Origin of the sequence: Dysgonomonas sp. GY75 (assembly GCF_015234155.1) — a bacterium.
Taxonomy (GTDB): domain Bacteria; phylum Bacteroidota; class Bacteroidia; order Bacteroidales; family Dysgonomonadaceae; genus Dysgonomonas; species Dysgonomonas gadei.
Genome location: NZ_JADCLQ010000011.1, coordinates 11,151 through 23,346, shown reverse-complemented (window position 1 = coordinate 23,346; position 12,196 = coordinate 11,151). Strand labels below are relative to the sequence as shown.

The 12,196-nt window shown below is 42.1% G+C and carries 13 protein-coding genes and 1 pseudogene; 4 read left to right on the top strand and 10 right to left on the bottom strand.

The features are described 5' to 3' along the window. The 8 genes from IR083_RS05155 to IR083_RS05120 form a co-directional block, all read right to left on the bottom strand. Positions 1 to 1,374 (bottom strand): MotA/TolQ/ExbB proton channel family protein, encoded by a 1,374-nt coding sequence (locus IR083_RS05155; protein WP_194223514.1) that lies wholly within the window; start codon positions 1,372 to 1,374, stop codon positions 1 to 3. Positions 1,375 to 1,554: 180 nt separating this feature from the next. Further along, the gene (locus IR083_RS05150; RefSeq protein ID WP_194223513.1) at positions 1,555 to 2,346 is read right to left on the bottom strand and encodes a PRTRC system ThiF family protein; all 792 of its coding nucleotides are present in this window, start codon (positions 2,344 to 2,346) and stop codon (positions 1,555 to 1,557) included. Beyond that, positions 2,343 to 3,038, bottom strand: coding sequence for a prokaryotic E2 ligase family D protein (locus IR083_RS05145; protein ID WP_194223512.1), 696 nt, complete (start codon positions 3,036 to 3,038; stop codon positions 2,343 to 2,345). The genes IR083_RS05150 and IR083_RS05145 overlap by 4 nt, the downstream gene beginning before the upstream one ends. Before the next feature lie 12 nt (positions 3,039 to 3,050). Further along, complete coding sequence (locus tag IR083_RS05140; protein ID WP_194223511.1) at positions 3,051 to 4,130, bottom strand: hypothetical protein; 1,080 nt, start codon at positions 4,128 to 4,130, stop codon at positions 3,051 to 3,053. A 30-nt stretch (positions 4,131 to 4,160) separates the two neighbouring features. Then, on the bottom strand, positions 4,161 to 4,382 hold the full coding sequence (locus tag IR083_RS05135; RefSeq protein ID WP_194223510.1) for a PRTRC system protein C: 222 nt from the start codon (positions 4,380 to 4,382) through the stop codon (positions 4,161 to 4,163). A gap of 3 nt (positions 4,383 to 4,385) precedes the next feature. Further along, a complete protein-coding gene (locus IR083_RS05130) occupies positions 4,386 to 5,279 on the bottom strand; it encodes a PRTRC system protein E (protein WP_194223509.1) in 894 nt (297 codons plus the stop codon). A gap of 183 nt (positions 5,280 to 5,462) precedes the next feature. Further along, positions 5,463 to 5,708 (bottom strand): hypothetical protein, encoded by a 246-nt coding sequence (locus IR083_RS05125; RefSeq protein WP_194223539.1) that lies wholly within the window; start codon positions 5,706 to 5,708, stop codon positions 5,463 to 5,465. 74 nt (positions 5,709 to 5,782) lie between these two features. Then, positions 5,783 to 6,013: a hypothetical protein gene (locus IR083_RS05120; RefSeq protein ID WP_194223508.1), complete on the bottom strand. Its 231-nt coding sequence runs from the start codon at positions 6,011 to 6,013 to the stop codon at positions 5,783 to 5,785. A 12-nt stretch (positions 6,014 to 6,025) separates the two neighbouring features. On the opposite strand from IR083_RS05120, the gene IR083_RS05115 reads away from it, so the two are divergent. After that, complete coding sequence (locus IR083_RS05115) at positions 6,026 to 6,307, top strand: hypothetical protein (protein WP_194223507.1); 282 nt, start codon at positions 6,026 to 6,028, stop codon at positions 6,305 to 6,307. On the opposite strand, the gene IR083_RS05110 is transcribed toward IR083_RS05115, so the two are convergent. Beyond that, a complete protein-coding gene (locus IR083_RS05110) occupies positions 6,304 to 8,172 on the bottom strand; it encodes a type IA DNA topoisomerase (RefSeq protein WP_194223506.1) in 1,869 nt (622 codons plus the stop codon). The two genes, IR083_RS05115 and IR083_RS05110, sit on opposite strands and share 4 nt — an antisense overlap. A gap of 60 nt (positions 8,173 to 8,232) precedes the next feature. Then, a pseudogene (locus IR083_RS24615) lies at positions 8,233 to 8,385 on the bottom strand (integrase); the annotation flags it as partial. A 148-nt stretch (positions 8,386 to 8,533) separates the two neighbouring features. Between IR083_RS24615 and IR083_RS05105 the strand changes: the two are divergent. The 3 genes from IR083_RS05105 to IR083_RS05095 are packed head-to-tail and all read left to right on the top strand — an operon-like array spanning position 8,534 to position 12,168. Beyond that, positions 8,534 to 9,781, top strand: a complete 1,248-nt coding sequence (locus tag IR083_RS05105; RefSeq protein ID WP_194223505.1) for a tyrosine-type recombinase/integrase — start codon at positions 8,534 to 8,536, stop codon at positions 9,779 to 9,781. Further along, the gene (locus IR083_RS05100; RefSeq protein ID WP_194223504.1) at positions 9,774 to 11,141 is read left to right on the top strand and encodes a tyrosine-type recombinase/integrase; all 1,368 of its coding nucleotides are present in this window, start codon (positions 9,774 to 9,776) and stop codon (positions 11,139 to 11,141) included. Before IR083_RS05105 ends, IR083_RS05100 begins: the two co-directional genes overlap by 8 nt. Continuing rightward, positions 11,134 to 12,168 (top strand): tyrosine-type recombinase/integrase, encoded by a 1,035-nt coding sequence (locus IR083_RS05095; RefSeq protein ID WP_194223503.1) that lies wholly within the window; start codon positions 11,134 to 11,136, stop codon positions 12,166 to 12,168. The genes IR083_RS05100 and IR083_RS05095 overlap by 8 nt, the downstream gene beginning before the upstream one ends. The last annotated feature ends 28 nt before the right edge of the window (positions 12,169 to 12,196 follow it).

The following is a 12,196-nucleotide window of genomic DNA, read 5'->3' as shown; positions in this document are numbered from 1 at the left end:
TTATTTCTCCTCTGTTCTGTTATTTGTCAATCCACCTATTCTATTATCATTTATATATAAATCAGTAATCACATTTTCGATCTCCACTTCGATAACTGAGGCTAACCGCATGATTCTGTTCTTGATAATAAAATACACAGCAATACAAGGTATAGCAATAATTAAACCTGCAGCAGTAGTAATGAGAGCGAGTGATATCGAATCTGAAAGAATAGCTGATCCTCCTTCATCTCCATACAAAGCAACAAGTCCGAATGCTTCAATCATGCCGACAATTGTCCCAAGCAGGCCAAGAAGAGGAGAGAGCGAGGCTATTATAGAGAGCGGGTAAATACGAGATAAATGTATTCGTACATCGCGTACAGCTATGTCTCCTGCAGTTTGGCTGACAGCTTCCCTTCCGGCCGTTATATGCTCAAAGATAAAAGTTAATGATTTAGCTAAAGTGGATGGATATTTTTCACATGCTTCTATAGCACCCGCGACGTTTCTTGTCCGGAGGTTCTCTTTCACTCTCTTACGAAGTTTTTTAGGTGCCAAAACACTCCCCCGTGATGTGATGGAACGTTGGATTCCAATAATGAGAGCAAGAAAAGCCAGAAAATATAAGGGATACATCCAAACTCCTCCAGCTTTGATCTGGCTTGCCCAATCAATATCTACTCCTTGCATTTCTTCTATTGCTTCCTTCTCAAAATACCCGTCAAGAACCATATTTCCATCATTGTCAAACGCAATTGATTCGGTTACTTGCGAAGGTAAAATCGCAGGAGCATTATTAAATACATCCTGACTTTGCCCAAGTATAACCGCATCGAAGCCTGCGTCACGAGGCATTGGACAAATAAAAGAGGTTCCCGTTAATGTAAAATCGCCAAAATCTTTCCATAGGTCCCGGGTGAAAACCATCCATTTCCCGGTGATATGATCATCTAATTGGATACCTTTTTCTATAAAGTCTCCTTTCCCGGCATAGTAAGTATAATCGAATTTCTTCCCAATCTGATTCCGGGAGTTAATTGACGGGTCATTTAGTAATTTTATACCAATTTGTTCCCCGCCCCACTTTACCCAGGCGAATGTTATATAGCGATACTCCCCAGGACCGGGATTTTCTCGGATTGGTATGGATAAGCCCACAATTTCCGCAGGGCTATAGGACGGCTTTACATAAATGTAATGGGTGCTGTTCTTTGAAGAACCACCTTTACGGGAAGCATCTTGCCCTATCCAATTGGATCCATTTGCTATTGAATCATTAAAAATCTCAAATTTAGGCCTATTGCTTTGAGCCGACATCGACAAAGCAGGGAATATTGTCATTCCTAATATCAAAAAGTTGGCTAAGAAAATAAATTTAGAATTAAATTTCATATTAGTGTTTTTATGATTTATAAATTATGATTATCAAAATTGTTGTAAAATTGCTAAATGAATTTTAGACAAAAGTTCTATTATTAATCAAAAGGGTTCGATTATTCGACAATAATCCTCTATTAATCTAATTAATGACTAAAAATCACTACTCTTATTCTTATTTTTTATAGTCCCGGATTACACCTCGACCGGATTGACCTTCATCGTCTCCAGGTTCAGATACACGCCCTGATGCTCGATCATCCCCTGCCGGAACATTTTCCACAGGATGTTACATCCCAGTTGAGCCAACGTTGAGTTGATAAATAAGTCCTGCTTCTGTAAAGCCTCCGCGAGGGAACAACTCGGCCCCGAATCCTCCACCTTAACGGCAGAATATTTCACATATTCGGTTATTACCTTCAATGATTCCACCGTTTTATATTGTTTTGATTTGGGCTGGGGTATCTTTTTCCGTACCGTTCCCATAATTACCTGTCCGGTTGTCTGCGCGTTCCCGAAATCCATCCAGTAAAGCGGCGTCCTGTAATCTGTATAATCCCTTATATCCCGGACCGTCTTTAAGAAACTCCACATATCCAGGCGGGATTTTACATTATCGGTACAGGTGATGGTGATATTTGCCATATTCTTCTCTTTCGCTTCTTTGGCAACAGCCGGGAATAATCCGGGTATGGCCCGCCAGTCGTTCCCGAAGAAGTTATTGATCCGGGAGATCAGGCATACAGCCTTGTTCAGTCCAAGATCGGAATAACCGAACAGCTGCCTTCCGATATTCGCTCCGGTTACTTCGTCCGGATCATAGAGCGTCACAAACAACCCGGGATGGTTAAGCGCTCTTAATGTCACATCCAGCCTTGCCAGGCAGGTCAATACCTGTGATCCCGTACCTCCTCCGCCAATCAGGTTTACCGTTACCGGATGCTGCGGATTTATCAGGTAATTATGCGTATAGTGTACCCGTTTCATTTTAATATATCTTTTAGTTTTTTATTTAGCGGTTTTAACTCATCTGTATCGAATTCTTTGTCTTTTGCGGCTTTGGTTACAAGTACGAGGTTGCTTTTAGTGGGGTTCCCTCCGCCGCCGAGGTGAGAGAATTCCGTCAGCCAGAATTTCTTTTCCCAGTATTCCAGTAATTCATGGAAAGCCGGATTAGCCGGCTTTTGCAGTTTTGCCGTTCCAAGGCACACATTGTCCCCCGAGGTATTGAAGAACGGAGCACGGAACAGTTCCGTACCTTCCGGGAGTTTTATATCCTTGTAAGCATATACGGACAGGCCGCTCTCCCCGGCAATATAGATAATGCCCGGCACATGGTACTCCGCGTTTTCAATACCCAGGTTCCGTACAAAATACATCATCCTCTTGCGTGGAGGATTCCACCAGATATATTTTTCATGCCCTTTCCGTGTATCGGCAAACAGGAGGTTTTCCGGTAGTCTGCCCGAGGGTATCCCGCTGTATGCCTCTGAAAAGTTCGCGGCTATATCATTCATAAAGCTGTAGGTCACGGGGATTGCCTCACCCATGGCTCCGTTTTTATCTATCTGCCTTAATTCCAGAAAATACTCGCTGGCCCTGGCATTCTCCCCCTGATACGCGATTAGCACGGCTTTCGGCCTGTAAAGGGATTTCAATTGTTCAGTCAGTTTATTCATGTGATTCTTTTATTAAGCGATTAATGTACACAGTTTATCAAACCATTTGAAAAAGTTATCGGGATACTGATCCATTGAAAACAGTTCCATGGTATCCGGTGAAATAGCGAATTGTGTCGCGGGAGATATATCGTAAGACTCCCTCAGTTCATTGTTCGCCCAATCCATCATCCATCCGGTCACGAAATCATCGAGGTCGTAAACGACCCGTATCATCCGTTCCATATCTACCGGATGATAGTCCCTGTCCTCATCGTCCAGGGGATCATACCCGTATGACATGATGGACGGTTTATCCTTCCCGATAAACTGCAAGCCCTCCCTGAATAACCCGATGAGTTCTTCTTCAAATTCATTGTTGGGAACATATTTGTCCAGTACTGCCGGCAGGTTTTTATAATACGGCTTCGAACCGATCCGTTCCATCAGCCTGTATACCTTTCCCGACTTATAGGAAGCGAGCAGCCTTGCGTTTTTTCTCCTGTCGCCGGGATCGCATTCCTGCAACCCGTCTTCCGCCCATTCCATTATCCATTCCACATCAAACGCTTCATTGGTTGTTATCATCCCGTTGCTGTGCATAAACCGGTGGATAAACGAGCGGGCGATTTTCCTCAGTTGCGGGTTTAGAGTCTCCGTAAACTTTACAGGCAGCCAGTAAAATGTATAATCGCCCCATGTATGGTATTTCCACAATATGAATTGCAGCTTGTCTTCAAATGGTTCTATATTGAGGTTGACGTCCCCGATAATATCGTCCAGCTCGTCATAGATATTCGAGATCCCTTCCCCGATGCTGTTCCCCGGGTTGTGTTTTAGACCTGCACCCGATAGCGAGGCATAATTCTGAGCTGAATCCAGCAGAAACTTATAATTCTCTTCGGTGACATAATTAATATCTTCACCCTGCCGGTTCCGGATAACGGTTTTTGGCGCTATCGGGGTAAATACCGTTTTCAGAAAAGAATTACGGCGCCCAGCGGCGCCGTAATCCGTTTTTTCCTGTTCACTCCGCTGTGAATGTCGCGTTCTGTCTGGCTTATGATATACCGGGCCAGGGAATGTAGCTGCGAGGGTTCCAACTGCTTGCATGATTTCTTTGTTTTATCTGTTTTCATTTAACTATCCTTTTGTTCCGATCGTGGTTCTGAACTCATAAACCGCCTTGTCTTCCCTTATCTCCGGCCCGTGTACCGATGCGGTGGTCAGTTCCGGATATATATTGGAATAATAACTCATTACAGCTTCCGGCGTATCGGAAGGGTTCGGATCGCTCAATTCAATTTGTTCCGTCCCTTTCTTAAAGGAGAAGGAACGTTCCATTCCATTAACTACAAGTGGCATAGCTTATCCGTTTTGAGGGTTATACATATTATGCCCGGGATATCCGGGAAAATCGGGATACTGGTCGTATTCGCCTTCCCTGTGTGTCGAGAAGTCGGCATTAACCGCATAGGCAGGTTCGGTTTCCCCGAGTTCTTCAGGCATAACCTGCCCGTTATACGGATTGCCGGAGTATGCAGGTTGTCTATAGTATACGGGTTGCCCGTTATTTCCGGGAGGATAATTCCCGTTCATATGGCCGTTTGCCTGCTGTCCGTTGTTGTAAGCAGGCTGCCTGTCAACCTGTTGCCGGATCGGTTGTCGGACAGGTTGTGGCACTTGAATCGGTTGTACTACCGGTTGTCGCTGCGGCTGCTGTTCCTGTACCTGTTGTTGCGCTTCCATATCGAATAAACTTCCCTGGTTCATCTTCATCCGTACCGCGTTGATTTTCTCATCGACCGATTTAAGAGCCTGCGGTATGGCGAAAGTCCTTGCCTGCTTCAGGTTTGTCAACGCTTCGCCATATTTCCGGCCGGATTCGAGTTCCGCTGCCGTTTTCATCAGCATCTCGAATTTCTCCTTCCTCTCCTTGGCATCCTTTGCCTCTTTCTCCTTCAGCTCTTTGGCCGCTTTGGAGTTTGCCGCCGCCTTATCGGCCTGCTGTTCAAAGTTGCTCATATTGGCCAGCAATCCTGCCGCTTTTTGCATCGGAGTGCAAATCGTCGGCAGGAATCCCCTGTCGAGTTCCTCGGGTGTTCCCGTGACGGTCAGCGGCACGATATGATTCTGTGCCTCATCCTTCAACCCGTTTGTTTTCGGCATGGCCGATACTGTTAACTGTCCTTCTTTCTTGCGGATAACCAGCGTGATGTCTACCGCCTGGCTCATTATCCTGTTGATCTGGGTAAAAAACATAATTATAAATTTTAAATGATTATTAATAACTGACAGCAAGTATTTAACGGTCTGTTTTAAAGCGTTAACTGTCTCCTGCTGTTGTGTATCTGTAATTAACAAGAATCTGGGAACTTAAAAAAAGCCATAGCCGGATATGCTTCCACACCCGGCTACGCCTTCCTTGATTTTTCCATCTTCGTTTTATTTATAGTCCCTGAATAATTCCGCCATCAGCCTGTTCCGGTCGGGATGGCCGATGATCTGCCGTAGCGGTTCTAGCAGCTTGCCAACCCTGACAGGGCCGCTGCTTTTGATTCCGGGAGTTTCTTCTGCAGGAACCCTTTGTTGAGGGGCGGGTCTCCCTGCCTGTTCAGTAAAATCCGGCAGTCCGGCGTTTATATCATCAGCCGTGGGATTATAGATCTGTATGGGTTCTGTCATTTTCATATCCGTTCGTTTATGCGGTTTTCATATTGCCTTACTTTCCGCATGATCATATATTTGCTGCCATACTTTTATAATCAAATGATAATAAAGCGGATAATGGCAATAAGGATAGCCAGCGCTACCAGGAAGCATACCGCTTTGTATATGAAGCGGAAAATACCGGGAAAGAGGACTATAAGCGCCGCGGCCCATACCGGAGATACTCCGTGGCGGTATAAATAACTGAAACCGGATAAGGCCAGGATAAAGACGGCGGCGGTCTTTATCCATTTCTTTGCTGAAGAGGAAGTGTTATTTGCATTCATATCTATTGTTTTATGGGAACTCCTTGTCGTTCCCGATTCAGGGGCAAGCAAAGCGGAGTGTCCCCGCATGCAAGGTTTTTCGTAAAAATACCGGAGCGCAGCGAGGATGATTTTTACGAAAACCCCGCAAGGGGTCTGACCTTGCCTGTGGATAAGGACACGAAGCTACATTTGCCAATGAACCGGGATAGCAAGGAGTCTTCTTCCTTCCTCCACTATTTTACCTTGGCGATAAAAAAAAGCACAGTCCAAACCGTCCTGTGCTTTTACCTGTTCCAAAACAGTTTTGCCTAGATTTTCCTTTTCCGGTTGCTCCCGGATGGCTTTACAGTCCTTTTTTGGTTACTCTTTCCGGTTTTGGGAAAGGAGAAGGCGATATTGTGCTTTTCATCGAAAACCAGTCTTGCATCAAAAGTATTCCCCATTTTGCCCTCAAATCCCCTGATCAGCCTTGTCGATCCGGTAGATAGCAACTGCCGGATATGGCTGTCAGAAAGTTCCCTGTTCAGGCATTTTTTATGTATAAGCAATCCGCATTTCTCATTGCCGCATTTAGCCAGTTTTGCGTGTATGACTACTTTACCGGTCCCGCATTTGGGGCAAGGCATCGCGTTGCCTGCCTGCTCCGGGAATTTCAGCGACAACACCTCCCCGGTTATCTGTCGGGTGTATATTGCTATCGCTTTCATAAAGGTTTCGGGTGATCCGTTTTTCGTTTCCATATCCGCGAGCATCTTCTCCCATTGCCCGGTCATTTCCGCATCCGCTATCCGCATGTCTTTGACCGCATCATAGATATAGAGTCCTTTTGAGGTAGGCGTCAGCGACTTGCCGCAGCGTTCGAGGTATTCCCTTTTGAAGAGCGTCTCTATGATTGCCGCACGGGTCGCCGGAGTACCTAATCCCTGTTCCTTTATCGTTTCACGGAGCGCCTCGTTGGATATGTTCTTCCCCGCCGTCTCCATAGCTGCCAGCAAGGCGGCTTCCGTATATAGTGGCTTAGGCGCCGTCTTTTTCCGGGCCAGGCTATACCCGCCGGCCTTCGCGTTTTCTCCCTCTTCAAATTCAGCGGGGTTTTCATCCGTGTCCTTTTCGTCATCTTCCTTATCCTCTGGATAATTGAATACATTCCGCCACCCGGGAAAGAGCATCTTTTGGGAACGGGAACGGAAGAGCAAACCGTCAAAGGAGGCTTCTGTCAGAAGCGATTCTTTTTTACATTCCGGGGCGAAGGCTTCCAGCAGGCGCCCTGCAATCATATGGTACACACTCTTCTCCGCCGCAGATAACTCCCGCGGGTAATCCCCGGTTATGATCAATGCATGGTGGTCTGTTATTTTCTTGTTATTGACGGATCTTTGTTCCAACCGGAACATATCTATATCTCCTGCAAAGTGCCTGAAGCCGTCCATACGCAGGACCATGCGTAATAAGGAAGGTATTTCCCTGAACACATCCTCCGGTATATAGCGGGAGGAGGTCCTCGGATACGAAATGAGTTTTTTCTCATACAGGCTTTGGGCTGTCTCCAGTGTTTTTTCCGCCGGCAGGTCCAGGTGAATGTTACAATCCTTTTGCAATGCCGTCAGGTCATATAAAAGGGGCTGTGCCTGATGGATTATTCTGCGTTCCACCTTTGTAATACGTGCCGGCGGACAGGCTTTCAGGCGTGCAAACAGTTTTTCCGCATCTTCTTTCCCTTTGAAATCCTCCGTATAATGGAATGAACGGTAGGCTCCCTCTTTTTCAAGAGTGATATGCAGCTGCCAGTAGTTTGAGGAGATAAAGCTCCTGTTCTCCCTGTAACGGGCACATATCATGGCAAGCACCGGGGTCTGTACCCTGCCGAGTGAATTGTTTCCCATCCCCGATGAGGCGGCAAGTGCCATACTTGCATTCAGGCCGATCAGCCAGTCAGCCTTTGCCCTGCAATCGGCCGCCATATATAAGGCGTCATAGCCGCTGCCTTCTTTGAGGTTTGCCATCCCTCTGGTTATGGCTTCATCGGTCAGCGAAGATATCCACAGGCGTTTGAACGGTTTTGTACATTCCAGGTAACGGTATATGTACCGGAAGATCAGGCATCCTTCGCGTTTATCGCAACTAGTGATAAACGAGATTATCAATAGTAAAATATTATCCAAAGTAGGATTTTTCATGTGTTGATTATTAAATATTTATATTCATTACTTCCAAAAACTACTTTGGATAATAATATGTTACTTTCCTAAACTTTTAAGCCAAGACCTTAGCTTAGAATCCTTTTCCCACGATCTTATTGACTCTTCCACTTGCGGTAGCACATCAATATATGCGGATTCAAGCGCTTCTCTTTTTTGTTTAGAATCAGCACGGGCATATATCTCCGTCGTTTAATCCGAAATTTCGGATTAAACGACGAATCCTAAACCAAAACAAATCCTAAACTAAAGACCAATTAGCCAATATATCAGCATGCTATGAATAATGAATTTAGGATTTTATCATATTTGTATGGTAAACATATAAATATAGATAAACATGAATATCAAAAAATTAAAGAGTTCATATCCTCTTTTCATTCGGCATTTAGCAGAAGAGTTACATTACTCAAAAAGTACGGTTCGAGATTATCAGGCTGTAATTGATCTGATTTTCAAGTTGGAAAAATCTACTTCGGATATCAAAACCTACGAAGAAGTTTACGATTATTTGGTCCGTGAAACTAATCTGACGGCATCTACATTAAAGGAAAAACGTACCAAGATCAAAAGGATAGCAGATTTTGAAGAGCTTGACCAGCTTCCATGTTATCATGAACATAGCAGGCCCCTGTTTAAGAAGGACAAATACTCGCTGCTTAATACGCATTATCGTAATCTTATAGACACATATCTTTCTAAAATAGCAGAAAAAGGTTATGTTAAAAGTACTGTATATTCCCGGCGGCATATTTTGACTGGTTTCTTCTATCATTTACAAGTCAATAATATTATATCATTGGATATTGTAACGGAAGATGTTGTATTAGGCTATTTCTTTGATAGAGAAAAGGAATTAAGAGGAGCCGACTATTTACAAATAATAAGGTCGTCCATAAAAATATTGACAGACACTGTTCAAAATGTAGACTTCAGCCATCTTCTTTCTTTTTTCCCACAAAAGAAAAAAGTAAAGAAGATCTATCCGGCCCTAGGTGAGTCGGAGATAGAAAAAATAAAGACTTTATTGTTTGATAACAACAAAAAGGAATTGATATCAAAACGAGACAGGGCAATTGTTATGCTAACAATGTACACAGGTTTGAGAGGGTGTGATATAGCATCACTGTCCATTAACGATATTAACAGAGAATATAGTGAGTTGCATATTGTACAGAAAAAGAACGGAGAAGAATTGAAACTAACGATACTACCTTGCGTGTCGAATGCGATATATGATTACATTACTAACGAGAGGACAAAGCATAAAAATAGGTTCATCTTCCTGACCAGCGATAAAGACACGAGACCTATAACGCCTCAGGCAGTTAGGCTATTGGCTCAGAAATTTTTCAGAATAGCAGGTGTAAGAATAGATGGCGGCAGAAAAGGATTACATTTATTACGACACTATTTTGCGACTGGTTTACTTAATGGTGGTGTTTCTGCACCCGTCATATCAAAAGTATTAGGACATAAAAGCCTGAAATCGTTGAATGCATATGTTGAAACTGATTTGACCAGATTAAAGGCATGTGCTCTTAGTATTGAAAACTATCAAACGGGAAAGGGCTTTTTCAATGAATAAAAACAATTTATCCAGAAATCAAATGTACGATAGCTTCGTTGAATTCAGAAGGTTAACAGGAAGGAAAAATACATATTGTGCATTGTGTAACCTCTTTAATTTTATCAATTTCTGCAATAAAAATTATAAAGAGGAACACCTCTCATTACAAATGATAAATGAATGGTGTAAGAAAAGAGAAACGGAAAAAGTGAGCTCTTATAATAAAAGGATATATCTTATACGTTCTTTTCTGTACTATCTTAAGACATCCGGATATTTTAAGATTGAGATATCGCAGTTCCCGCAATTTTTATCGAAGGAGAAATCAGACTGTGAACTTCAGAAAAATATACCTTGTTGGGAAAAGAATATTCCTTATGAAACTCTTGGCAAACAACTGTTTTCGAAACCATCAAGAGACGAATTGTATAGGAAATATGTTGAGTATAGAAAAGTTTCCGGTTTAAAGGTCTCCAAATCAGCACTTAAAAATCTTACGACGTTTGCTAATGCCTGTAATAGGAATTATAAAGAAAGTCATCTGACACAGCATATGACAGATACATGGTGTGCAAAAAGAGAAAATGAACTGCCAAGTTCACGAAATACCAGAATAAGTTTGATTTGTAGATTTCTTGACTTTTTGAGAAAGAGAAATTATATAGACTTCGTAAATCCTTCATATTTGCCTAATGAGAAAACAGGCCACAGAGTTCCTCATGAATTTACAGAAGAAGAACTATGTAAATTCTTCAAAGCTTGTGATAATATAGAATCTAAATATAAGATTAGGAAATTTGAAAGGATTAGAAGAATTATAGTACCTGTAATCTTCAGACTCCTTTATAGCAGTGGCATAAGAACCTGTGAAGCCAGAGATCTGAGAAGATGTGACGTTAATCTCGAAACAGGAGTAGTAAATATTGTGATCTCCAAAACTTACAGTGAACATATTATAGTCCTACATGATTCTATGCGTGAACTTCTTGTACGATATGATATGGCAATAGAAAACATTATGCCGGATAGAACCGTCTTCTTCCCCAATATCCATGATAAACCTTTTAGCAATCACTGGTTAAATGATAATTTTAATCAAATGTGGTATCGCTACAATAAAGTTTATGCCATTCCATATGATTTTAGGCATGGTTATGCTATTAAAAATATCAATAGATGGATAACAAAAGAGGACACAGACTGTTTCGTGTCTGATCAGTTTCTGGCATTAAGTCGTAGCATGGGACATGACTCTATAGTAAACACATTATATTATTATTCGTTCGTACCCTCCTTTGGAAAGATTCTTAAGGATTTTTGCGAAGAATCATACAATAACATTGTACAAGAATTAGATTATGATGAAGAATATGAATAAAAATAAAAATAAAAAGGAAGCCTCTAAAATAGCTCGTTTCTACAGAGGATGGATGGCTGAATCAATAAACGTAAAAAGTTCGTCTACAGTTAAGAACTATAAATTGACTATGGATATTTATATGGACTTCATTTATGAAGTGCTTGGATACAACGGAAATAATTTCTTAACAGAAAAATGCTTTTCGGAAACTGTAATCTCAGATTGGTTAAAATGGCTAAAGACTCATCGGAAATGTACACCACAGACATGCAACATAAGGTTATCCATAATCAGGTCGTTCCTTAAATACCTTTCCAGAATGGAAAAACAATACAAAGATCTATATTATGAAGCCCAACAAATACCCAGAAGAAAGGAGATTAAAACAAAGGTCACAGGAATGAGCAAGAATGCAATAAAAGCGCTGATGGAGAGTATTAATACAAAAAACAAGATTGGATGTCGGGACTTTACACTTATCTCATTTTTGTATGGTACAGCAGCACGTATAGACGAAGTTCTGTCTATAAAAGTATCCGATCTTCATTTAAGTAGTTCTAAAGGCTATGTTGTTGTCATAGGTAAAGGACGTAAAGCACGGACTCTTGTCTTACTTCCAAGACTTATAGCCAATCTGAGGATTTATATAAAAAGGTTCTTCTACGGAAATGAGTCAACGAATGATTATCTCTTTTTCTCAAGGGAAAAGGGACGTGATGAGAAGATGACAGAAGAAGCAGTAAATTACAGATTGAAAAAATACGCAATGCTGGCTAATAAAGAATGTAACGAAGTACCTCTCGGCCTTCATTCACACCAGCTTCGCCATTCCCGGGCTTCTCATTGGCTAGAGGATGGTATCACCCTTCCCGTTATATCTAAAATGCTGGGACATGAAGATTATATGACTACGGCAAGGTATCTTGACATCAGCATATCCCAGATTACTAATGCCTTGAAAAACCTTGAAGACGAAAATACCGAAAATACAATGAGAGAGGAATGGAATGAAGATAATCTTAGAACCATATTTAGTCTTGAATAAAGACAATGTATATTATAAATCCTAAGCT